Genomic DNA, 22,392 nt, shown 5'->3' with positions numbered 1-22,392 from the left:
GGACGTGCAGCGCGGGCAACGGGGGTGTTGGCGGGATGCCGGGACCGGCTAGTTGGCATCCCGGGCGTCGTGGTGCCGGCGCGCCTCGCGGGCCTCGAGCAGCATCCGTTCCACGGCGTCCTCGTCGACCTGCGAAAAATCCTCGTAGTGGGATCCCACCGCGGAAAACTCCTGCGGTGCCAGCAGGCAAACGACGGAAGAGGCACCGGCCATGGAACGGGCAAGGATGCGCGGCGCGACGGGCACCGCCACGATGACCTCCCGGGCTCCGCACTGCGCCACCACGTCCACGGCGGCATGCATGGTGGCACCGGTGGCCAACCCGTCGTCGCACAACACCACCTTCGCCCCGGTGATGTCGGGCGCGTAATCGGCAAAGCGCCGGGCGAGCCGATCCAGTTCCGCGGAGGCGCGGGCTTCCACCTCCTCCAGCACAGCCTTCGCGCGGGAACCGAGTACATGCTGGTGGACGGTGCGCACCAGGTAGCGGCTCCGGCACGAGCGGTAGGAGGCGACTGCCCCGAAGGCGACCTCCTCCTGTTGCGGCACTCCCAGCTTGCGCACGGCCAACGCGCCGAGCGGGGCGCCCAGCCTTGCGGCCAGCGCCGCCGCGACGGGGATCCCGCCGCGGAGCAGGCCCAGCACGATGCTCCCGGAACCCAGCCCGCGCTTCACCAGATGCTCACCCAACAGCGCGCCGGCCTGGCCTCTGTCCTGGAACTGCGATCCTGCTTGCCTGTCCATGTATCCAGTGTGCTCGGGTTCGGGGCGGGAGTGAAGACCAAGGCAACCCGGGCGGCGGATGCCTGACCGGTGACTTCGCCGAGGCCCGGGAGTACCGTGGGATCCACGCTTCACGCCGTCCCGCCCCCACCCGGGGCACCAACCGCACGCACGAGGGGAACACCATGTCCAGGCTGATCTACACGTTTCTCGCATCCTTGGACGGCTACATCGCCGATGAGGCCGGGGCATTCGACTGGGCCTATCCGGGTGAGGAGGTGCTCGACTTCATCAACGCCACCGAGCGCGGGGTCGGCACCTACCTGTATGGGCGGACCATGTACGAGATGATGACCGGCTGGGAGAACGACCCGGACCTGGCCGCGGATTCGCCCGGGAACGCCGAGTTCGCCCGGATCTGGCAGGCGGCCGACAAGGTCGTCTTCTCGAGCACGCTGGAGGCCGTGTCCACCAGGCGCACCCGGATCGAGCGCAGCTTCGACCCCGAGCTGGTCCGCTCCCTCAAGTCGTCGGCGGGCCTGGACCTGAACATCTCCGGTGCCCGGGTGGCGGCGGAGGCCTGGCGGGCGAACCTGATCGACGAGTGCCAGGTATATGTCGCACCGATGCTCGTCGGCGGCGGCAAGCGGATGTTTCCCGAGGGCATCCGCCATTCCCTGGAGCTGCTCGACGAGCGGCGCTTCGAAAACGGCATGGTTTTCCTGCGGTACTCCGTGGGACGCTGACCCGGGCATCACCGTCCGGCGCCCCGCCGGCCCCCGGGGCATCGGCGGGCGCGACGGAAAAGCCGAAGGGCAGGAAAAACGGAAGGGCCGGTGTCGGTGCGCACCATCGGATGATGATGTGCGCCGACACCGGCCCGTTTCATGCGCCAGGGCGCATGCGGGTGGAGAAGGCCTAGAGCTGGTGGCCCATCTTGAAGCCGACTTCCTCGCCCGGATCGCCGGTCAGTGCGTCACCCGGTGCACGGGTGTAGGAGAAGCCGTCGGCGCCGACGGTCACCTCCATCTCGGAGGAGTGGGTGCGCTGGATGACGTCCTGCGGCTTGCCGTCCAGGTCCAGGACCAGGGAGGCCTCGGTGTACCAGGACGGGACAACGGGGTTGCCCCACCAGTCGCGGCGCTGGTTGTCGTGCACGTCCCAGGTGATGACCGGGTTGTCCGGGTCGCCGGTGTAGTAGTCCTGGGTGTAGATCTCGATGCGGTGGTCATCGGGATCCAGGATGTAGAGGTAGAACGCGTTGGAGACGCCGTGGCGTCCCGGGCCGCGCTCGATGCGGTCGGACATGCGAAGCGCGCCCATCTTGTCGCAGATCTGGATGATGTTGTGCTTCTCGTGGGTGGAGAAGGCAACGTGGTGCATGCGCGGGCCGTCGCCGCCGGTCAGGGCGGTGTCGTGCACGGTGCCCTTGCGGTGCATCCAGGCGGCGTAGGTGATGCCCTGGTCGTCCTGGATGTCCTCGGTGACGCGGAAGCCCAGGTCCTCGAGGTACTTCCGTCCCCGCGGGACATCCGGGGTGACCTGGTTGAAGTGGTCCAGGCGGACCAGTTCGCCGGCCGAGTACAGGTCGTAGCGCATGTGCAGGCGTTCGACGTGCTCGGTCTCGAAGAAGAACTCGTAGGGGAAGCCCAACGGATCCTCGACGCGGACGGAGTCGCCGATGCCGCGCACGAAGCCTTCCTTGCGGCGCTCGGTGCGGCAGCCCAGTTCCTTGTAGTACGCCTCGGCGGCGTCAACGTCGGCGTTGGAGCGCACGCGGTAGGAGAATGCGGCAACCGCGGCAATCGGGCCGAGGGTCAGCACCAGGTTGTGGTGGATGAACTCCTCGAAGGAACGCAGGTAGATCTGCTTGTCGTCCTCGTAGGACACGTGCAGGCCGAGCAGGTCCACGTAGAAGGCACGGGACTTGGCCAGGTCGGTGACCACGATTTCCATGTACGCGCAGCGCAGGATATCGGGAGCCGGGACGGAGGGCTTGGGGATGACGTTGGACATGATTCGCTCCTTTGCGGAAAAAACTGGAAAAGCTGGGTGGGGGGGGAAGAGGTTAGGCGCCGAACTTGGGGGTGTGGACCTCACCGAGGGTGATGTGCACCGCCTGCTGGTCGGTGTAGAAATCGATCGAGCGGTAGCCGCCCTCGTGGCCCAGGCCCGAGGCCTTCACGCCGCCGAACGGGCTGCGCAGGTCGCGGACGTTGTGCGAGTTGAGCCAGACCATGCCGGCCTCGACGTCCTGTGCAAAGTTGTGGGCGCGCTTGAGGTCGTTGGTCCAGACGTAGGCGGCCAGGCCGTACCGGGTGTTGTTGGCCAGTTCCAGGGCCTCTTCGTCGGTGTCGAAGGGGGTGATTGCCACTACGGGTCCGAAGATCTCCTCCTGGAAGATCCGGGCATCCGGTGCGACGTCAACGAACACGGTCGGGGCGACGTAGGATCCGTTTTCCTGGCCCTCGGGGAGGTTTTCCGGGCGTCCGCCGCCGGCCACGACGCGGCCCTCGGACTTGCCGATTTCCACGTAGCTCATGACCTTGTCGTAGTGCTCCGGGTGGACCAGCGCGCCGACCTGGGTTTCGGGATCGTGCGGGTCTCCGACCTTGATGTTCTTGGCGCGGGCGGCGTAGGCCTCGACGAACTTCTCGTAGATCGGGCGTTCGACCAGGATGCGGGAACCGGCGGTGCAGCGCTCGCCGTTCAGCGAGAACACGCCGAAGAGGGTCGAGTCGATGGCGGCGTCGAAGTCTGCATCGGCGAAGACGATGGCGGGGGACTTGCCGCCCAGCTCCATGGACATGCCCTTGAGGTTTTCGGCGCAGTTGCGGAAGATCAGCTGGCCGGTGGAGGATTCGCCGGTGAAGGAGATCAGCGGGACCTTCGGGTGCTTGACCAGTGCGTCGCCTGCTTCCTCGCCGATGCCGTTGACCAGGTTGAAGACGCCGTCCGGGAGGCCGGCTTCCTTGAAGATGGTGGCCCACAGCGAGGCGGAGAGCGGGGTGAACTCCGCCGGCTTCAGTACCACGGTGCAGCCGGAGGCGATCGAGGGGGCGAGCTTCCAGGATTCGAGCATGAACGGGGTGTTCCACGGGGTGATCAGGCCGGCGACGCCGATCGGCTTGCGGTTCACGTAGTTCAGCTGCGATCCGGGGACCTTCAGCGCGGTATCGTGCTGGGCGACGATCAGGTCGGCGAAGAAGCGGAAGTTCTCCGCGGCCCGCTGGGCCTGGCCGCGGGCCTGGGTGATCGGCAGGCCGGTGTCGAAGGTTTCCATCTCGGCCAGGCGGTCTTCCTGGGCGACGACGGCGTCGGCGATCTTGTAGAGGACCTTGGCGCGTGCCCGGGCGCTCATCGTCGGCCACGGGCCGTTCTTGAACGCCTCGGTTGCGGCGGCGACGGCTGCATCGATGTCGGCCTTCTGGCCGGCGGCGGCGGTGGCGTAGGTCTGGTTGGTCACCGGGTCCAGGACCTCGAAGGTCTCCCCGCCGATGGAATCGACGAACTGGCCGCCGATGTAGTGCTGCAGGTGGTTGGGAAGGTTCTCTGGAACGAAGTGCTTGCTCATGGACTGGCTCCTTGCTGGGTGGGAAATGGTGTCGTGTTGCAGTTGTCTGGGGGGGTGCCTAGAGCGGGGAGGCCGGGAGGTTGGCCGCCGCGAGGTAGGCGTTCAATGTGGTGGTTCGGTGGGCCCTTGCCGCCTGCTCGATCTCGGCGGCCGGGGCCTTGGCCTCGATCAGGTCCAGGAGTCGGGCGTGTTCCTTCACCGATTCCCGGGCCCGGCCCGGGATGTGGGTGAAGGAGGAGGAGCGCATCACCGCCAGGCGGTTCCAGCCGCGGTGCACCAATTCCAGGATGTGCGGATTGGGGCAATTGCGGTAGAGCACCTGGTGGAACTCGTTGTTCAATTCGGTGAAGCGCGGGGCGTTGAAGTCGACCAGCAATTCAGCCATGGCCTGGTTGATGGCCCGGGCCGCTGCCAGCTGGTCGTCGTCGATGAACGGGGCGCTCAGCGCGGTGGCAGCCCCCTCGATGATGGCCAGGGTTTGCATGGTGTGCAGGTAGAGGGTGGTGTCGGCTGCCGCGACCATGGCCCCGACGTTGCGTTCGAAGGTCACTAGGCCCTCGGCCTCGAGCCGGCGGATGGCCTCGCGCACGGGGACCACCGAACAGCCGAGCTCCGCGGCGATGGTGCCGAGCACCAGCCGGTAGCCGGGGGAGTAGGTTCCCTCGGTGATCTTCTCGTGCAGCAGTCGGTAGGCCGACTCTGACTTGCTGGGGGCCATGGCGCGGCCTAGAATTCCGGTTCGCCGTCGGCGACCCACTGGTTGTACTTGGCTTTCCAATCGGCGTTCATCGGGAACAGGCCCTGGATCTTGTTGCCGTTCTTCACATTCAGGAACACGAAGGTGTCCTGGCGTTCGGATTCGACGACCTCGTCGGCGATTTCCGCTGCCAGGTGCGGCGGGATGACCAGGATGCCGTCGGCGTCGGCTATGACGATGTCCCCAGGAACGATGGTGGTGCCGCCGCAGCCGACCGCGACGTCGGTGTCCCACGGCACGTGCTTGCGCCCGAGCACCGCGGGGTGTGCTCCGTTGTGGAAGGTGGGGATGTCCAGGGCGGCAACCGCGTCGAGGTCGCGGACCCCGCCGTCGGTGATGATGGCCTCGGCGCCGCGGACCTGGGTGCGCATCGCCAAGATGTCGCCCAGGGTGCCGGAGCCCTTTTCGCCGCGGGCCTCCATGACCAGGATCTCGCCCGGGCCGATGTCGTCGATGACGCGCTTCTGGGCGTTGTAGCCGCCGCCGTGGGTCTTGAAGAGATCCTCGCGGTTGGGCACGTAGCGCAGCGTGCGGGCGGTGCCGATGACCTTGGTCATTCCCTTGGTGGCTTGCAAGCCGTCGACCGAGACGTTGTTCAGTCCGCGCTTGCGCAGCGCGCCCGAGATGGTGGCGGTGGCGACGGACATCAGCTTGGCCTTGACCTCGTCGGTCAGTGCTTCCCTGCCGGTGATCGGCGCCTGGATGCCTGCCGCGGCGTGTGTGCCGAACGCGTCCACCTTGTCCGCGTCGGTGATCTTGGGCTGGTTGCCGAAGGCCGCGAAGGTGTCGGTGCCCTGGATGACGGTGGTGGCCAGGCGCCCGGTGGACAGGCCTGCTGCCTCGTCGTCGACCTGGATTTCCACGACGTCGCCCGGCACGATCACGGAAGATCCGGCCGGGGTCCCGGTGAGGATCACGTCTCCGGCCTTCAGCGTCATCTGCTGGGAGAGGTCCGCGACGATCTGCGCGAAGGAGAAGATCAGTTCCTGCGTGGAGGCGTCCTGGGCGATCTCGCCGTTGACCCAGGTGCGGATGCGCAGTGCGTCCGGGTTCAGGGAGGCCGCCGGGAGCAGCACCGGGCCCATCGGGGTGTAGCCGTCGCCGGACTTGGAGCGGATGTTCGATCCCTTGTCGGCGTATTTCATGTCGTAGACGCCCAGGTCGTTTGAGGCCGTCACGTATCCGACGTGGCCCCAGGCCTGCTCGACCGTAACGCGGCGGGCGTCGGTGCCGATGACCAGGGCGATCTCGCCCTCGAAGGCCAGCAGTTCGGTGCCTGCCGGGCGCTCAACGGTGGAGCCCGTGGTGGCCAGCGAGGAAGACGCCTTCATGAAATACGACGGGAAAGCAGGGGTGCGGCCGCGCTGGGCTGCCCGCGAGGAGTAGGAGAGGTGGACCGCAAGGACCTTGCCGGCCCTGTCAAAGATGGACTGGTCGACCTCGACCAATTCGGTGGCTATAGCGTCGCTGCTCACGGCTTCCTCCTGTTGTGTATGAAATCGTATACGATCCAGTGTGACCGGGGTCTCCGCGAATGTCAAGGCCCGGGCGCGAAGCGATGGTTCTGATCCACTGGCGTGGGGTTCGCCGGGGCGCGGGCGGGCGGATTCATCGACTTCCGTCGCAAGCCAGTAGGCGGTTCCGGACGGCGCCGGCCCTGGCATTTACCGTGCAGCCGGGGTCCGGTCCAAGAGCACGTCGTACAAGTCCCGGTGGGCCCGGGCGAGTTCTAGCCGCTGCCGACGGCGCCCTTCCGCCTCAAGGCCGGGCAGGTCTTCGGCCCGCAATACATCCCGGATCGCGTTCAGGAGTGAATCTTCATCCACGCCGGTCGGCGTGGACCTGAATCGTGCAACCGAAGGGTCCTGGTCCGCATAATGCCCGCAATCGGGCACGACCACCGGTGTGCCGACATCAAGGGCCGCTTCGAGCCAACCGGAGTGGGTGCCAAAACGGTAGGGCAAGACACAGGCATCCAGCGAGGCGAGGTAGTCGAAGAGTTCCGGTTCGCTGAAGTACTCGTGGGACCGCAGTTCCCAGAACCCCAGGTTCGCGCCGTGGTGCAGCTTCCCGGCCAGCGCGGGCCGGTATTCGTCGCTGGCCGGATCCAGGGGCTGGGAATGGATGTTGACCTGGAGCACCGCGGAGGGGAGTCGGGCCACGGCGCGGGCCAGCGGATCCAGGATGGAGGTGTCCATGTTGGGTCGCAGTCCCTTGAGATGCACGCCGATCCGCTTCATCCCACGCTTAAGCCCTGTCGCTGCGTCCTGCCGGCGGGCGGCGCGGATCCGGTCCATGGTTCCGAAGTCCACGACGTGGGGGTGGGGCAGCACCTGGGCCTCGGCACCCCAGCGGCGACGGATTTCCCGCGCGGCCCCCGCAGTGAGCGTAATCAGCTTGTCCGCATGGGGTATCAATATATCGAGCAATTCCACATGCGCCGCAGGGTCGGGCTGATGCGGGTTGACCAGATCGTGAACCGTGTAAACCAAGGGCTTGCCGAAGTGCCGCAATTCGGCGACCAGCTCGCGCAGCTGGGCCGGATCCGCGGCGTCGAAACCGAAATGAACATGCATCAGGTCAAAGGAGTCATGGTTGGCCCGTACCCAGTCGGCCGAGAGCATCGCCGGGGGCCACCACCCGGATTGCGCTGATCGCACGCCCTCGACGGGCGGGGGATCGGGCAGGCGGAACACCCCGGCTCCCGACGAATCGCCGGCCTCAAGGTGGCGGATATAGATCTGGTCGTGCGGAATCGATGCGACCCTGACCAAAGGGTTGGATGGTGTGCCGCTCATGCGTTCCTCCTCGATGCTGTTGGATGTGTGCCGGTTCGGTGCCGGGCGGTGGTGCGTCGACGTAAGCTGGGAGCAACCCGACGGATGGTGTCCGGTGCCTTCGCGGCGCGATGGCCGGCAAGCAAGGAGGCACGGTGGAGGCACGGAATTTTTCGGTACTGGTGATCGCCCACGGGCGGGCCGGACACCTGCGCAACCTGCTGGCAGGTGTGGAGCGCTCGGCCGAGCTTCCCTGCGAAGTGGTGCTCGTCTACATGGATGAGCCGGATCCGGAGCCCGTTTCCTGCACCGTGCCGCTGCGGATCCACCATGTCACCTCGCATCCCGGCGAAGCCGGCCTGCCGCTGGCCCGGGCCCGCAACACTGCCGCAAGCGCGGCGGCCAGCCCGAATCTGGTGTTCCTGGACGTGGACTGCATTCCTGCGGACACGCTGTTCACCGCACTCCTGGACGCCATTGAGGGGGATCCGGTGCTGGCCATGGCTGAGCCCCGGTACCTTCCGGCCCCGCTTCTGGCGGGCTTCGGAATCGATGATGCCGCGTTGCTTGGAGCCTCCGTCCCCCACCATGCCCGGGCGAACCTGGCAGGGGGCGGGGAGCGCTCCCGCCACGAAATGTTCTGGTCGCTCGGGTTCGCGATCAAGGCCGGGATTTTCTTTCGACTGGGCGGATTCGACGAGGGCTTTACCGGCTATGGTGCCGAGGACACCGATTTCGCCTTCAGGGCGCGCAAGCAGGAAATCCCCATGTGTTTTGTGGCCGAGCCGCTGTTCCACCAGCACCACGGCGTCCACAAGCCGCCGCTGAACCACTTCGAGGCCATCATTGCCAACGCCCGGAACTTCCACGTGCGCTGGGGAACCTGGCCCATGGAAGGCTGGCTGGGCGCATTCGCGGGAATGGGGCTGATTCGGTGGGATCCGGATGGGAGCGGGATCGATGTAATGAGAATGCCCGAACCGGCTGAAGTCGAGGCGACCCGCAGCAACGACCCCTACTAAGGCCCGGTTCATGCCCTTGCCGCCAGCAGGCAGGCGGCAAGCATCGCCTCCAATGCGTCGGCGAAGCTTTCGGGGCTGACAAACAGGGCATCGGCCAGGGCGCCTTGGGCCGTGCCGACGGCGCGTTCCAGCAGGGACGGCCAGTCTGCGGGATCCTCCCAGGATCCAAGCATCGGGATTCCCGCGACGCCTTCGAGGGCACGGGCAAAGTGGAGCTGCTCGCCATGAGGCCTTTCCTCCGGGACCAGCATTACCGGCCGCCCGGACGCAGCTGCTGCTGCAACGGCGTTGTGGCCCGCTGAGCTGATGACCAGGTCGGCCGCGGCCATCGCGCGGGCGGGGTCGGGCAACACCCCGTGCAGCAGCAGGTTTTCCGGCAGCCTCGTCCCGTCCTCTTCCACCGCCCCGGCGACCTCCCATAGCCATCCGGGTGATGCCGCGGCCGCCGCGGCCAACGGCCGTGCCGGAATCGCGGAGGCAAGCGAGGTCTGCACCAGCACGCGACGGCGGCCCGATGGCGCTGCAGCGGGATCACTCGGCGCAGGCAGGGTCCCGGGCACACCCAGATAGTGGCTCTTGTTGCCGAACGCCGCCAGATGGGAGGGATCCTCGAGTGCTGCGGGAAAATAGCCGAAGATGGCATCGGCGACCTCGTAGGCCAGTTCGTGTGCCCGGTCCCGGCGCTCCCCGGGCATGCGGCGGAAGGCGACGGGATAGCCGCTGAGGCGGGCAAACCATGCCACCTCCACGGATACATCGACCATGACAACATCCGGCACAAACCGGGCCCACGCCCGGTTCAGCGTTGCAAAGCGCTGTTGGATGCCAGGGCCGACCGGGGCATAATGCAGCGGGTCGCCGGCCCGCATCTTGCCGGGGTGCTGCAGGGGTCCTGCATCGGCCGGCAAGGCGACGTAGTCCAGTTCACCGAAGAGCAGATCGCGCCGGCGTTCCCCGGTGCTGGCCACCTGCAAATCCACTCCCTCCAGCTCCGCCAGCCGCTGTGCATGGCGCAAATGTCCGGTCCCGTGGTGGTGGGCGTAGTAGGAGACCCTGTAGTTCACGAAAACCGTCCCGGAGCGCTCTGCGGCACGGGTGCCACCGAACGCAAATGCCCTTCATAGGAGTCGATCATGGAATCCAGCGAGAAGGTGCGGGCGCTGTCGCGTACCTTCGTCCGCTCCAGGTCCCTGGCCAGGATGACAGCCCTTGCAAGGGCCCCGGCGTCGTGGCCCGTGGCCAGGACGCCGGATTCGGCGGTGATGATTTCGCCCATCGCCCCGGAGGGCAGCGCTGCCACCGGGGTGCCGCATGCGATCGCCTCCAGGGTGGTGAGCCCAAAGGGTTCTTCCCACAAAGGCGTGGAGATGAACACCTGGGCCGAGGCAACCATGGTGCTCAGGTCCTGTTGGTCAAGGTGTCCGAGGTAGGTGATGTCCGCGTCCAGTTCCGGTTCGATCAAGGCGGTGAAGTAGTCCCGGTCCTGCACCGGACCGGCGATCCTCAGCTTCATGTTGGCTGCCCGGGCGGCCGCTATGGCCAGATGGGTTCCCTTTTCCGGGGTGATGCGCCCGGTCCAGGCCGCGGTGCCCGGAATCGACTCCGCGTCCGAGTGCCAGGTCTCCAATGCGATGCCGTTGTGGACCACGTCGATCTCCGGCAGCCACCGGCGCCACGCCCGGGCGTTCGCGTGTGAGACAGTGACGTGGCGGTGCATCGGGTCCGGTGTCCAACCCGGGGTCCCGAAGATTCCTGCCAGTCGCGGCAGGAGCGGGGTATGCAGGACATGCAAGGTCGGTATTGCGGCCAGTTCCCTGTGGGGTAGGGGACTCAGGGAATTGTTCAGGACTACGTCGAAGCGTCCCGCACGGATCCGTCCGGTGGCCTGCGCCATGGCGCCGTCCAGCATCAGGTGTTGCCGGTTTCGCCCGTCGCTTTCAGGGTAGCCCTCCACGATGTAGGAGCGAGCCAGCACGGATTCGACACGGCACGTTGCCTCGCTGCCCGTCTTGGCAAAGAGCGTTACCTCGTGTCCGCGGTCGGAGAGGCCCCCAACCAGGTGTGCGGTGTGCGATTCCATGCCGCCGGCAAAGGGCGGGACGATCGCATGGTGCAGGTGCGCCAGGACTGCGATCCGCAACGGGTCGCCTGCTGGGCGGGTATCGAGAATCATTTTCGCATCCGCATTGAAAGCTGTCTCCTTCGTTGAGGCGCCGGCCGGTGGATCACGTCCACACAGGGCATCGTGGAATCGTGGTGTTCCGTCAGGATATGGTCACGAGTCGGGACTCGGATAGCTTTTCGCAACCCGTCGGAGGAAGCCACGGACGCGTCGTGGGTGGCCCGGCGGTTCGTATCGGACGGTGACTTGGCAACAGGACTGCGCGCTTGGCCGCGTGGCAACCATTTGAACCGCTTGGAGGCGGCCGAACCCCAAGGCGACAGACGAAGCGGGAAGGACCCTTGCCACAATGGCAGTACGTGCAGATTCCTTGGCACGGCCCCACAAGGACAGTAGCGTGGGGAACGCGACGTTGGGTTGGAAGCTGCGGGCACATGGCCGGGGGTAATCGGTTGGAACGGACCTCCGGTCCGGAACGCAAGTCGCCCAAATCGCCACCAGGCACGTGAAATCCTGAAGCAACGAAGGAGGCACCACATGTCAACGACACCACGGAATCCAGGTTCCGGGCACGAGGACGAATACCCCGAGGACGCCTCGGGGTCAGGCACCGATGGGTTGTCCGAGTTGGACTCCCTCGACGGGCCCGAAGACCCCGGCACCGTCGACCCGTTTCAGGACCCCGACTACCTGGCCGAGCAATTGCTGGGAGCTGACGAAGTCCAGCCGGGGACCAGAGACACCGCAGCCCGTGACGCGTCCTCCGAAGGACAGGACGGAACCCGCGCGGCCAAGCCGGACGCCGGCGACCTTGAAGCGGACGGCTCCGGATCCGACGCATCGTCGGGGGACGAAGACCGCTTCGACGCAGGGTAGCCCGATGTCCACGCAGTCGGCCCGCAAGACCGTCGTCGGCCTGATAGCTGACACCGGAATGCCGCTGTCCCTGGCCGTGTCGCTGAAGGACTCGCTGCCCGCGCAGTTGCTATCGGACTTGGACAACGGTGCGGGCTGGGAGGTGGAAGTCGCCGAATTCTCGCTTCCCTTGGCCGGTAACGGCGAGGTTGAACTCAATGCCCACTCGCACCAATTGCGCGAAGCGGGCGGTTGGGACTACTTGGTGTACCTGACGGACTTGCCACAATATGAAGGGGGTGAGCCCGTGGCATCCAGCGTCAACGCCGGCTCCGGCTCCGCCATTGTGGTCTTGCCCGCATTGGGGATAGTCCGAAAGAAACGACTGCAGCGTGCAGTGGTCCAGGCACTCGCGGCCCTGCATGGGGTCGGGGATCCGTACTTGCGGGACGACGGGCGGGTATTGCCAGCCGTGGACCCCTTTTCCCTTGAACGAAGGATCGAGGCCGCCAAGACGGACGACGATGCCTTCGAAACCGTCAAGGGCATGATGGGCAGGTTGCTGCTGCTCATTGGCATGGTGCGCAGCAACCGACCGTGGAGGCTGGTGCCCAGCCTTTCCTCGGCGATGGCCGCGGCCTTGGCTACGGGTGCATTTGGCGTTTTCTACACCAGCATCTGGACCATGGCGGACTACCTCCCACCCCAGCGTCTTGCCATCATCAGCCTGCTTTCCGTTGTGGTGATGGGTTCGTGGCTGGTGTTGCACAACAGGCTCTGGGAACGACCCGTCGGGAATCGCCACCGTGAGAAGCGTGTCATTTACAACTTGGCGACATTGATGACCATTGCCTCGGCGATTCTCCTGATGTACCTGGTCCTGTTTGCCATCATCCTCACCGGCGCTCTGATCATCATCGATGCCCGGTTCCTGGCCATGGAATTGGGCCATGAGGTGGGGTTCGGGGAGTACCTGAATTTGTCGTGGCTTTCGGCATCCCTGGGCACCATTGCCGGAGCCGTCGGATCGAGCTTGGACAACGAGGAATCCGTGCGGAAGGCGACCTTCAGCCAGCGCGAGTATGAGCGCCGGCAAATCACCTTTGACAAGGCCACGGACGGCGAGAACTGACGAGCCGAACGAGGCCCCAAACAGAAGCACACAACGAAGGAGAAAAAATGAAACTTGTCACCAAGGCCCTGGCAATCGGCATCTCGATCATTGCCGGACTGGTCGCGGCAAAGATCTCCGGCGCCATCTGGAAAGGGGCCACCGGCGAGCAGCCGCCGAACGTCACCAACCCAGAGGCCCAGCAACGGGCCAAGATCGGCAAGGTACTCGCCTTCGCCGTCTTCTCCGGCGCCAGCGCATCGGTCATCCAGGCCGTCACCAAGCGCTGGACCCAGAAACTCGTGGAGAAAAAGCGCACCCTCTAGACCACGCAAAAAGAGATAAGGAGCTCGACCATGGAACGACACGAAAATGACCGGCACGACGAAACCGGGCAGCCGCAGGAATCGGACGCGGACGAAATGCCCGACTCCGGTGAAGTTGATCGGCCTTCGACGGAAGAAGAGATCCAACCGGGGATCAACCAGGATCTGGGCGCGTCGGAGGCTTCCTCCGAGACGCAGGAGGAAGCCTCCGGTTCCGGCAAAGAGTAGGGAATCGGCCACAACGAACGCCCCCTGCGGACATGGTGGCCGGAAGCCAAGCCTGCCTCCACGAAGACCGTTGCCGCGCCATGGCCAAGCGTGTGCGCATTCATTGAACCCCCAGGGGGTTTGCCCTAGCGTGAACCGTACGAGCATCAAAGTCCACGACGACAGGAGGATTTCCCATGGATGAGCGTGAACCCAATATTCCCGATTCCGAGGCCCAGCTTTCTCTTGACAACCCGGTTGAACGGCACCCCCGGATCTCACCGCCCAAACAAGACCAACCCGAACCCGGCCTTGATGCGAAGCTGGAACCGTTGGCGGACCACGGTGAGGCGTCCTACGTCGGGACCGGGAGGCTCAAGGGTCGCAAGGCGCTGGTCACGGGCGGGGACTCCGGTATCGGTGCGGCGGTGGCCATCGCCTTCGCCCGGGAAGGTGCAGATGTCGCCATTGCCTACCTGCCGGCCGAAGCCGAAGACGCGCGCAAGATCATCGCGGTGATCGAGGCCGAAGGACGGGTCGGCATCGGCCTTGCCGGGGACCTGCTCGATGCCCAATACCGCAACTCACTGGCCGACGAGGCTGCGGAGAAACTGGGCGGATTGGACATTCTGGTGAACAATGCAGGCAAGCAAATTGCCATCGAGAACCTGGAAGACCTGGACGACGAGCAGGTCCTGCAGACCTTCCAGGTCAATATCCTGGCCATGTTCACAGTCACCCGCGCAGCCCTCAAGCACCTGCCGGCCGGGGCCAGCATCATCAACACGACCTCGGTCCAGGCCTACGACCCGTCACCCACGCTGTTGGACTACGCCTCGACCAAGGCGGCCATCAATGCCTTCACCAAGGGGCTGGCCGTGCAGCTGGCACCTCGCGGCATCCGCGTGAACGCCGTGGCCCCCGGTCCCATTTGGACGCCGTTGCAGGTCTCCGACGGCCAGCCGAAGGATGCCTTGCCGAAGTTCGGTCACAACGTACCGCTCGGCCGGGCGGGGCAACCCGTCGAGCTGGCCCCGGCCTACGTCTTCCTGGCGTCTGCCGAGTCCAGCTACGTGGTCGGGGAAACGCTGAACGTCAACGGCGGCAAGTCGACTCCCTGAGCCCGGTCTCCGGGCGGGCAGACCAAGAGGAGAATTCACGATGGATAAACACGGCCTTCCCACGGGAGGGGAGCCCGAAGCCGAAACGCACGGGAGCGAAGTCGAAGCTGATCCGTTGAGCCTTCAGCCGGACGATCCCGAATGGTCCGATATCCCCGATGAGCCCGACGGTCACGCCGGAGAGGCAACGGCCCGACCCACAGACGCCGAAATCGACATCGACAGACAGGAAAATACCGCGATGGGCAACAAACCAGCCTTCGACCCAGAGAACGAACAGGCGCCGGAGTCAGACGAATCGGCCATGTCTGAAACCGTTGAACCCGGGGCCACTTCCAATCCCGATCCGGTCAAGCAAAAAATAACAGGCCTGGAACCGGGAGGTGGAGTCCCTCCGGGCGAGACGCCCCCGGGTGAGGGAACGATGAGCCAGGACCAAGGGCACGAAGAGTAGCCTCGCAATGCGCGCAACAGCGCGTGCCCTTTGGACTTTGATTTGTCCTCGACCGGAGCCTCGGCTCCGGTCGGGGACAAATTCGTGCAGGGGAGCGAACTGGATCTTGCCACCACAGTGAAGTGCGCCAAGATCCGCGCCCACGAAATATGCGCCGACCAATTTCTGCGTGCCGGGCACACAGCCTGAAGCGGCCGTCGCCTGGCACTTGTCAGACTGCTGCCGGGTCCGCGGCTTTCGGAGGCATAACAGGGGACCTAAGGCGTCAAACGGGTGGCTGGAACTCCCCGGTGACGGAGTCGCCGGGGGAGGTGTTGCCCTTGCCCGTTTCATGTTTCCGCTGGTCACTCCCACAGGTTGGTGCCGTTAGCTCCGCGGGAGCGTACGGCGCAGTACAAGCTATGTTTCGAACCGGTAGCCCATACCTGGTGCTGTCAGGAGATGCCGGGGGTTTGCAGGGTCTTCCTCAAGCTTGCGCCTGAGCTGTCCCACGTAGATGCGCAGGTAGTGGGTTTCCTTTTCGTAGAGCGGCCCCCAGACCTCGCTGAGGATTTGTTGCTGGGACACGAGCCTTCCCCGGTTTTCGACGAGTAATTGCAGCACGCCCCATTCACGCGGGGTGAGACGGATTCGATGTCCTGCACGGGAGACGGTCGCAGCCATCAAGTCGATCTCCAGATCGCCTGCTTCCACCGTCCCGGCCTCACGGACGGGCCAGGAACGCCGCTCGACGGCGCGGAGCCGGGCCAAGAGCTCATCCAGGCCGAAAGGCTTGGTGATGTAGTCATCGGCCCCGGCATCGAGGGCTTCGACTTTGTCCGAGGAGCCATGGCGGGCCGAGAGCACGATAATGGGCAGTTCCGTCCAAGCGCGCAGCCTGCGGATGACCTCGGTGCCGTCCATGTCCGGCAGCCCGAGGTCGAGCACGAGTACGTCCGGGGGCTGGGAGGCAGCTGCCCGCAGCGCTTTGGCGCCGTCGGGTGCGGTCGTGACGGCGTAGCCCTCGGCCTCAAGATTGATCTGCAAGGCGCGGACGAGCTGGGGTTCATCGTCTACCAGCAGGACGTGCTTCATTCGTCGTCCTTGAACGTTGCCAGCCCGGTGTAAAGCGGCAGCCTGATGGACATGGTGAGTCCGCCCCCGGGCGTTGGCTCGGCCACGAGCTGCCCCTCCATGGCCTCGATAAAGCCCTTGGCCACCGCCAGTCCAAGGCCGATGCCTGCGTCGGGGGACGCGTCGTCGAGTCGCTGGAAAGGCTGAAACATTGCCACGACCCGGTCCGCGGGCACGCCGTCGCCATGGTCCACGACGCGCAGTTCACCAAAGGGACGGCCGTCAGGCCAGACATGCAAGCTACCACCGGCCGTGGCGCGCACCACAATATCGGTGCCCGAGGCATACTTCACGGCGTTCTCCACGAGGTTGGCCAACGCCCGCTCAAGCAACCCGCGATCCGCATCCACTGGTGGCAAGTTGGGAGCCAGTTCCACACGCACGGCCCCGTCCGGCACCCCGGCAAGCGCTTCGGGAACAACTTCGAGCCACGTGACGGGTTCGTGCAGCACCTGGACGCTGTCGCTGGAAAGCCGCGACATGTCCAATAGGTTCCCCACCAGTCCCTTGAGCCGGTCGGTGAAGCTCTGAACCGCGTCCAGCATCTCTTCCTGCTGCTCCACGCTGGTCTTGGACCGTTGACGGCGCAGCGCGGTCAGGGCGAGTTCGATACCGGCCAGAGGGGTCCGCAGGTCGTGGGAAACGGCCCGCAGGATCGACGTCTTGACCCGGTTTCCTTCGATGAGCTTGATCGAATCGCGTAGCCGCAGGATAAGCCGCTCACGCTCCAACAACGCCGCAAGATGTGCCTCATAGGCGTTTAGCAGGCGCCGGTCACCGCCGGTCGGCGCCGATTGGTTCAACCCGACTGCCAACCCGGGACGAGGTCGGTCAAGGGTGGTGGCGGCGTCCGGAAACTGCGGCGCGTCCGGACCGGCCGAGGCACGCAGCCGCCACAATCCGTCATCAACGCCCTCGAAGACGCTGACCCCGTTGAGCTGGAACTGCCCGCGCAACTGGTCGAGGAACTCCTCCGAACTTTGGTCGCCGGCCAGGGAGGTGCGCGCCAACTCGCTCAGCGTGGCTGCTTCGGCGCTGGAGAGGGCTGCCGCCCGGGACCGGCGGGCGGAGAGCCCCACGACCAGGGCCACGGTAATCCCAACCCCCAGATAAACCAACAAGACGAAAAAGTCCTGCGGGTCGTTGACCGTCAAGGTGCCCACCGGATGGGTCACGAAATAGTTCAGGAACAAGGCGTCCAGCACCGCCGCAAGCACCGCCGGCCCCAGACCTCCGAGAAATGCCACGACTATCACCGAGCACAGCCGTGCCAGGGCATGGGTGGCCAGGTTCAACTCGTCGAACGGAGAGAGCAGGAAGGTCATTGCCGCCGGCAGGACAAGCGCAAGAAGATAACCCGACAAGGTGCGCATCGGGTCCTGCCCGGCGGCGGCGGGACCCGCTTTCCCGATGCTTCTGCCGCGGATCATCCACCCATTATGCCCGACGACCACGAATCTTTACGGGACCCTTACGCCAAACCTCGCCGGGCGTCCATCGGCCGGAGGTAACGTCGAATTGTGTTGTTGCGTGCCTCGAAAAAACCGGTCCCGAAGCGGGGCAACCCTTGGGTGCCGGCCCGCTGGGTCGGATTCCTGAAACGGGTGGTGCTGCACCCGGTACGCATTGTTCCGCTCGCCTACCTCTGCATGATTTCGATCGGCACACTCCTGCTGATGCTTCCCGCGGCACGCACCGAGGACGCCGATGAAGGGTTCATGCCGGCGTTGTTCACCGCCGTCTCGGCGGTGTGCGTGACGGGACTGGTCACCGTGGACACGCCAACATTCTGGACGCCCTTCGGGCACACCGTCATCCTCGGACTCATCCAGGCCGGCGGATTCGGCATCATGTCGCTCGGAACACTCCTGGCACTGATGCTCCGGAAGAAGATCGGCCTCCACGGACAACTCGTTGCACAGTCCGAAACCCATACCCTCAACCTGGGCGACGTGCGGGGTGTGCTTTTCCGGGTGGCCCGGATCATGCTCGTCTTCGAGGGCGCCACGGCCATCTTCCTCACGGGCAGGTACTGGTTCGCCTACCAGGAGAATCCCCTCGCGGCCCTGTGGCACGGCGTCTTCCATGCGGTCTCGGCGTTCAACAACGCGGGCTTTGCCTTGTACAGTGACAACCTCATCGGCTTCGCGCAGGACCCCTGGATCATCATCCCGATCTGTCTGGCCCTGATTTCCGGCGGCCTGGGGTTCCCCGTGCTCATCGAGCTCAGGCGGCAGGGATTCAGGTTTGGGTCGTGGACCGTCCACGCCCGTCTGACCATCTACGGCACCATCGCTCTCCTGCTCCTCGGAACGCTCATGTTTGCCGCCTTCGAATGGAACCGGCAGGAAACCCTCGGAGGCTTCACCCCGGGAGGAAAGATGCTCGCCGCGCTGGCCGGAGGGGTGTTCCCCAGAACCGCCGGCTTCAACAGCATCGACTACGCCGACGCCGCATCCGAAACACTCCTCGCCACCGACATCCTCATGTTCATCGGCGGCGGCAGCGCGGGCACGGCCGGCGGCATCAAGATCGCGACTTTCCTCGTCCTGGGCTACTCCATCTGGAACGAGGTTCGCGGCAACGGGCAGGTCAACATCGCCCACCGCAGCATCTCTTCCTCGGTGCAGCGCCAGGCCCTCACCGTCGCACTGCTCGGTGTCGCCGCGGTCATCATTGGAACGCTCCTGCTGCTCACTTTTACGGACCACACACTGGAAAAGACGCTGTTCGAAGCGACCTCTGCCTTCGGAACCGTCGGCCTGAGTGCCGGTATCACCGCGGGCCTGCCGACGAATGCCCAACTGGTACTCATCGTCTTGATGTTCCTCGGCCGGATCGGCACGGTTACCGTGAGCACCGCACTGGCTCTCTCCCTCCGGCCCAGGCTCTTCCGGCTACCGGAAGAGCGGCCCATCATCGGCTAATCCAGCGGGCTGCGGCTCACTTCCGCGGAGCCCGCCGGCTCATCTCCGGTGCAGCCGCGCAAGCGGCAGCGCGCCCCCGGCACCAAACCAGTGGCCGGCATCGGGCGGTGAAGGACCCGTGGTGCAGCGCCCGCGGGGATCAGGCCTCCAGGAAAGCGACCGCAGCGTTCTTGAACTCGCGGCTGGTCACCGCGTTGGCGTGGTCGCGGCCGGTGAGCCAGAGGATCGACTTCTCGGTGTCGCGGGTGGCGAGCAACTCGGTGAGCCGCGGCATGGTGGTGGCCAGCGAGTCGCCGTCTCCGGCAACCAGCAGCGTGGGCATGGTGGGAATCATTTGTTCGGGGGAGAAGGGCTCGGTCTTGATGGCCTGGATCATGCTCATGAGTGAGAACATGTCGTTGGATTCCACGGTTTGGGCCATGCGCAGCAAGTCGGCCGTCGACTCGTCGGCGATCGAGGTGCCGTCTGCCAAATAGAGTTGGGCGGCGTTCAGGTCAAAGGAGGCCAGCGGGTCGATGCTGGCCGGACCGCCAAGCACCAGCCGATTCACCAGTTGCGGCTGGGTGCCGCCGAATTCCCACGCCAGGCGGGCACCGAGGGAATAGCCGACCAGATCGACGCCGCTGAGTGCGTCGCTTGCCGAGAGTGTGGTGACACCGTGGTCCATCAGCAGCTGCAACAGGTCCGCGCGCATCCGGCTGGGGGTGTAGGCGTCCAGGTCCTCGGGAGCCGGAGAGGTGCCGTGGCCGGGCAGGTCGACTGCCAGAACCTTGCGTCCGGCCTCGGTGAGGCTGCGGATCCACCCGGACTTCACCCAGTTCAGGACGCTGGAGGAGGCAAAGCCGTGCAGCAGGACCACCGGCCGCAGCGCCGTGGGGGAGCCGGGTTCATGGACGGTCAGGCCCAGGGCGTTGGCGGTGCCTTCGACAAGGTGCTCATGTGTGGATTCCATGAGGCAGATCCTTTCAGATCCGGAGCGGCTTTGCGAGCGTGCTGGCATGGCGGGATTTCGTGTTCGGCGTGGTGCCTAGGATCGCTGCGATCCGGCGGCCGGCGAATCCACGGCCGGCTTGATCGTCTCGAAATGTTCGACCACCGGAAACGGCTCGTAGAAGCGATGCAGCAGGCGCTTCCATTCGAGGTAGTTCTCCGAACCGCGGAAGCCGATGGTGTGGGCTTCGACCGACTCCCAGGAGACCAGCAGGAGGAAGTGGTTGGTGGTCTCGATGCTGCGTGAGAGCTGCAGTTCGAGGTAGCCATCGGTGGCGGAGATGAGCGGGCGTGCCTGTTCGAAGGCGGCCATGAATTCGTCTTCCAATCCGACGATGACTGGCAACAATGCGTGTTCGGTGATCATGGTTTCCAGTCTGCACCAGTGGCGCGGACCGACGCGAAACGGAGTCGCGGACCTGCGTGTCCGCGCCACAACGCCGCTGCGCCTACCCTGGCACGGGAGCCGGGGCGGGCGCAGCGATCTGCAGGTCAGCGGTCCGCTGCTCCGGATTCGAGCAGGGCCTTGAGCTTCCTCAGGTCCTTGCCCATGGCACGGCGCATCATGGGTGCCATGACGACCCCTGAAATCCGGGAGAAGCCGGTTGGCTGGCCGGTGTTGGCCAGCACCATGCGGGTTGCCGAGCCCTCGCCGCTCCACGTGTAGGTGGTTTGCATGGGGAAGGGGCCCTGGGCGGTGCGCATGACCAGCCTGCTGCCGGGCACCCATTCGACGAACTCGTAGGTGTACTTCAGCTCGCGCCCCAGGAAACGGGCACCGAAATCCACGAGCGTGCCGACACCCACGGGCGGGCCGCCGCGGTGAACGGCCGAGCCGATGTTTGCGTACCACGTGGGTGCATTGTTGGGATCGGCCGTGAACCCGGCAACGGCCGCGCGCGGCCGCTGGATCACGATCTCGCACTTGACGTCGACCATTGGTGCTCCTTAGGTGTTCCTGCCCGCTCAGCGGGCGGAAACTTCGCGGCCCGTGAAGGCCACGAGGCGTTCGAGGCTGGCTGCGGATTCCTCGACGAGGGTCTCCTCGGCAAAGCTGGCGCCGCGCATCTGTGGGCTGATGGTGTTGCGGGCCAGTGAGAGGACGTAGTCCGAGAGTGCTGGGGCGACCTCCAGTTCGGCCCCGGTGGCGGAGGCCAGGTCCCAGGCGTGGACCAGGAACTCGAGGTTCAGGATGTTCGCGACCATGGTTGCGGGCAGTTCGGCGAAGCCCATGTCGATGGTGCCCTCGAGCCCGCGCTTGGTGAAGGCCTCCAGCGTCGACTGGGCGGCGTCGGCCACCCGGGCCTCGGCCGAGGCGGAGGGATCATCGAGCAATTCCAGGCCCAGGGCCTTGCCGATGCCGCAGACCGAACCGACCAGGTGGTCGACCAGCTGGGTGACGCTGAAGTTTTCGCACGGGGTGGGCAGGCCGTTGTCGGCCGGATTGAGCTGGTGCAGGACGCGCTGGGCGATGGCAAGGGTTGCCTCGGCGCTGGTGAGCTCGTTGAGCGGATCGGGGACAGCTGCCCAGTCGTCGGCACCGGCGTCGCCGTCGGTCACGAAGCGCACTAGACGGTCCATGAAGTGGTTCCAGCCCTCGGTGTGCCCGGCGACTTCCTCGGCGGCCAGTCCCTCGTGCAGCAGGGTGAGCCGGGTGCCGCCCTCGGCCGGCTCCAAGGTGATGGTGACCGTCGAGGTGTCGGACTCGGAGCCTTCCCAGCCCCAGTCGAAGACCAGGCGCCTGCCGGGCTCGACCTCCTTGACCTGGCCGGCAGCGGAATGCCCGGGGGTGATGGTCCAGCGGTATTCGCCGCCGGCACGCAGGTCCATGCGTGCGGCGACGGTCTGCCAGCGGCGCAGCCGTTCCGGCCTGGTCACCAGTTCGAAGGCGGCCTCGGGATCGAGCGGGAGGAACACGGATTTTTCGATGGACATGGGGATTCTCCTTGGGGTGTTCATGACTTCGGGCCCGTGGCCTCGGCGACCAGCAGGTCCAGCTCGGTGGTCCAGAAGGACTCCAGCGCCCGGCGCAACGTGGCCATCCCGGAGGGATCAAGCCGGTAGTACCGGTTTCGGCCGTCTTTCCTGGCCGTGACCAGCCCAACTTCTGCCAACAACAGCAGATGTTGGGAGATGGCCGAGCGGGTCACGGGGAAGCGCTCGGCCAGTTCGCTGACGGTGTGTTCCCCGTCGGCAAGGATGTGGAGCAGGGCGCGCCTGGTGGGCTCGGCAGCGGTTTCCAGAACGTCAGGCACAAGAGATACGTTAGCGTTCGCTAACGCATTGCACAACCCCTCCTTTACGGCCAGGAGC

Annotated in this window: 24 protein-coding genes; 9 read left to right on the top strand and 15 right to left on the bottom strand. The window is 65.6% G+C overall.

From position 1 onward, the window contains the following. Positions 1 to 48 precede the first annotated feature (48 nt). On the bottom strand, positions 49 to 744 hold the full coding sequence (locus ACIPUB_RS09225) for a phosphoribosyltransferase (RefSeq protein WP_407607099.1): 696 nt from the start codon (positions 742 to 744) through the stop codon (positions 49 to 51). 164 nt (positions 745 to 908) lie between these two features. On the opposite strand from ACIPUB_RS09225, the gene ACIPUB_RS09220 reads away from it, so the two are divergent. After that, positions 909 to 1,469 carry a dihydrofolate reductase family protein gene (locus ACIPUB_RS09220; RefSeq protein ID WP_407607098.1) on the top strand — a complete coding sequence of 187 codons (561 nt, stop codon included), beginning with the start codon at positions 909 to 911 and terminating at the stop codon, positions 1,467 to 1,469. A gap of 172 nt (positions 1,470 to 1,641) precedes the next feature. Here ACIPUB_RS09220 and hpaD read toward each other — a convergent pair whose 3' ends face one another. The 5 genes from hpaD to ACIPUB_RS09195 all read right to left on the bottom strand — a co-directional run bounded on the left by hpaD (position 1,642) and on the right by ACIPUB_RS09195 (position 7,852). Next, positions 1,642 to 2,739 (bottom strand): 3,4-dihydroxyphenylacetate 2,3-dioxygenase, encoded by a 1,098-nt coding sequence (hpaD, locus tag ACIPUB_RS09215; protein WP_407607097.1) that lies wholly within the window; start codon positions 2,737 to 2,739, stop codon positions 1,642 to 1,644. A 52-nt stretch (positions 2,740 to 2,791) separates the two neighbouring features. After that, positions 2,792 to 4,297 (bottom strand): 5-carboxymethyl-2-hydroxymuconate semialdehyde dehydrogenase, encoded by a 1,506-nt coding sequence (gene hpaE / locus ACIPUB_RS09210; RefSeq protein WP_407607096.1) that lies wholly within the window; start codon positions 4,295 to 4,297, stop codon positions 2,792 to 2,794. Between the two features lie 58 nt (positions 4,298 to 4,355). Beyond that, positions 4,356 to 5,015: a GntR family transcriptional regulator gene (locus ACIPUB_RS09205; protein ID WP_407607095.1), complete on the bottom strand. Its 660-nt coding sequence runs from the start codon at positions 5,013 to 5,015 to the stop codon at positions 4,356 to 4,358. A gap of 8 nt (positions 5,016 to 5,023) precedes the next feature. After that, positions 5,024 to 6,529 carry a fumarylacetoacetate hydrolase family protein gene (locus tag ACIPUB_RS09200; RefSeq protein ID WP_407607094.1) on the bottom strand — a complete coding sequence of 502 codons (1,506 nt, stop codon included), beginning with the start codon at positions 6,527 to 6,529 and terminating at the stop codon, positions 5,024 to 5,026. 189 nt (positions 6,530 to 6,718) lie between these two features. Continuing rightward, positions 6,719 to 7,852, bottom strand: a complete 1,134-nt coding sequence (locus tag ACIPUB_RS09195) for a glycosyltransferase (RefSeq protein WP_407607093.1) — start codon at positions 7,850 to 7,852, stop codon at positions 6,719 to 6,721. Positions 7,853 to 7,986: 134 nt separating this feature from the next. Here ACIPUB_RS09195 and ACIPUB_RS09190 point away from each other — a divergent pair, with 134 nt between their 5' ends. Beyond that, positions 7,987 to 8,853: a glycosyltransferase family 2 protein gene (locus tag ACIPUB_RS09190; protein WP_407607092.1), complete on the top strand. Its 867-nt coding sequence runs from the start codon at positions 7,987 to 7,989 to the stop codon at positions 8,851 to 8,853. Positions 8,854 to 8,861: 8 nt separating this feature from the next. On the opposite strand, the gene ACIPUB_RS09185 is transcribed toward ACIPUB_RS09190, so the two are convergent. Together ACIPUB_RS09185 and ACIPUB_RS09180 are read right to left on the bottom strand one after the other, a co-directional pair. After that, positions 8,862 to 9,917: a glycosyltransferase gene (locus ACIPUB_RS09185; RefSeq protein WP_407607091.1), complete on the bottom strand. Its 1,056-nt coding sequence runs from the start codon at positions 9,915 to 9,917 to the stop codon at positions 8,862 to 8,864. Beyond that, positions 9,914 to 11,026: a glycosyltransferase gene (locus ACIPUB_RS09180; protein ID WP_407607090.1), complete on the bottom strand. Its 1,113-nt coding sequence runs from the start codon at positions 11,024 to 11,026 to the stop codon at positions 9,914 to 9,916. Before ACIPUB_RS09180 ends, ACIPUB_RS09185 begins: the two co-directional genes overlap by 4 nt. 486 nt (positions 11,027 to 11,512) lie before the next feature. On the opposite strand from ACIPUB_RS09180, the gene ACIPUB_RS09175 reads away from it, so the two are divergent. From ACIPUB_RS09175 to ACIPUB_RS09150, 6 genes are all read left to right on the top strand, one after another. Further along, positions 11,513 to 11,851 carry a hypothetical protein gene (locus ACIPUB_RS09175; protein ID WP_407607089.1) on the top strand — a complete coding sequence of 113 codons (339 nt, stop codon included), beginning with the start codon at positions 11,513 to 11,515 and terminating at the stop codon, positions 11,849 to 11,851. Positions 11,852 to 11,855: 4 nt separating this feature from the next. After that, entirely contained in the window at positions 11,856 to 12,962 is a 1,107-nt protein-coding gene (locus ACIPUB_RS09170; protein WP_407607088.1) for a hypothetical protein, read from the top strand. A 47-nt stretch (positions 12,963 to 13,009) separates the two neighbouring features. Beyond that, on the top strand, positions 13,010 to 13,267 hold the full coding sequence (locus ACIPUB_RS09165) for a DUF4235 domain-containing protein (protein ID WP_302265756.1): 258 nt from the start codon (positions 13,010 to 13,012) through the stop codon (positions 13,265 to 13,267). Positions 13,268 to 13,297: 30 nt separating this feature from the next. After that, positions 13,298 to 13,495, top strand: a complete 198-nt coding sequence (locus tag ACIPUB_RS09160) for a hypothetical protein (RefSeq protein WP_407607087.1) — start codon at positions 13,298 to 13,300, stop codon at positions 13,493 to 13,495. Positions 13,496 to 13,671: 176 nt separating this feature from the next. Continuing rightward, positions 13,672 to 14,595, top strand: a complete 924-nt coding sequence (locus ACIPUB_RS09155) for an SDR family oxidoreductase (protein WP_407607086.1) — start codon at positions 13,672 to 13,674, stop codon at positions 14,593 to 14,595. A 40-nt stretch (positions 14,596 to 14,635) separates the two neighbouring features. Beyond that, positions 14,636 to 15,049 (top strand): DUF6480 family protein, encoded by a 414-nt coding sequence (locus ACIPUB_RS09150; protein ID WP_407607085.1) that lies wholly within the window; start codon positions 14,636 to 14,638, stop codon positions 15,047 to 15,049. A gap of 399 nt (positions 15,050 to 15,448) precedes the next feature. Here ACIPUB_RS09150 and ACIPUB_RS09145 read toward each other — a convergent pair whose 3' ends face one another. Continuing rightward, on the bottom strand, positions 15,449 to 16,123 hold the full coding sequence (locus tag ACIPUB_RS09145) for a response regulator (protein WP_407607084.1): 675 nt from the start codon (positions 16,121 to 16,123) through the stop codon (positions 15,449 to 15,451). Next, entirely contained in the window at positions 16,120 to 17,592 is a 1,473-nt protein-coding gene (locus ACIPUB_RS09140) for a DUF4118 domain-containing protein (RefSeq protein WP_407607083.1), read from the bottom strand. The genes ACIPUB_RS09145 and ACIPUB_RS09140 overlap by 4 nt, the downstream gene beginning before the upstream one ends. Before the next feature lie 90 nt (positions 17,593 to 17,682). On the opposite strand from ACIPUB_RS09140, the gene ACIPUB_RS09135 reads away from it, so the two are divergent. Further along, positions 17,683 to 19,089: a TrkH family potassium uptake protein gene (locus ACIPUB_RS09135; protein WP_407607082.1), complete on the top strand. Its 1,407-nt coding sequence runs from the start codon at positions 17,683 to 17,685 to the stop codon at positions 19,087 to 19,089. Between the two features lie 139 nt (positions 19,090 to 19,228). Here ACIPUB_RS09135 and ACIPUB_RS09130 read toward each other — a convergent pair whose 3' ends face one another. From ACIPUB_RS09130 to ACIPUB_RS09110, 5 genes are all read right to left on the bottom strand, one after another. Then, positions 19,229 to 20,041, bottom strand: a complete 813-nt coding sequence (locus ACIPUB_RS09130) for an alpha/beta fold hydrolase (RefSeq protein WP_407607081.1) — start codon at positions 20,039 to 20,041, stop codon at positions 19,229 to 19,231. A 75-nt stretch (positions 20,042 to 20,116) separates the two neighbouring features. Then, positions 20,117 to 20,446, bottom strand: coding sequence for an antibiotic biosynthesis monooxygenase family protein (locus ACIPUB_RS09125; RefSeq protein WP_407607080.1), 330 nt, complete (start codon positions 20,444 to 20,446; stop codon positions 20,117 to 20,119). Between the two features lie 125 nt (positions 20,447 to 20,571). After that, positions 20,572 to 21,018 carry an SRPBCC family protein gene (locus tag ACIPUB_RS09120; protein ID WP_407607079.1) on the bottom strand — a complete coding sequence of 149 codons (447 nt, stop codon included), beginning with the start codon at positions 21,016 to 21,018 and terminating at the stop codon, positions 20,572 to 20,574. 27 nt (positions 21,019 to 21,045) lie between these two features. Next, positions 21,046 to 22,014 carry a TIGR03086 family metal-binding protein gene (locus ACIPUB_RS09115; protein WP_407607078.1) on the bottom strand — a complete coding sequence of 323 codons (969 nt, stop codon included), beginning with the start codon at positions 22,012 to 22,014 and terminating at the stop codon, positions 21,046 to 21,048. A 20-nt stretch (positions 22,015 to 22,034) separates the two neighbouring features. Then, positions 22,035 to 22,334, bottom strand: a complete 300-nt coding sequence (locus tag ACIPUB_RS09110) for an ArsR/SmtB family transcription factor (RefSeq protein ID WP_407607077.1) — start codon at positions 22,332 to 22,334, stop codon at positions 22,035 to 22,037. Positions 22,335 to 22,392 lie beyond the last annotated feature (58 nt).

Origin of the sequence: Paeniglutamicibacter sp. ORCA_105 (assembly GCF_045798545.1) — a bacterium.
Classification (GTDB): Bacteria; Actinomycetota; Actinomycetes; order Actinomycetales; family Micrococcaceae; genus Paeniglutamicibacter; species Paeniglutamicibacter sulfureus.
This window is presented reverse-complemented; position numbering and strand designations above follow the sequence as displayed.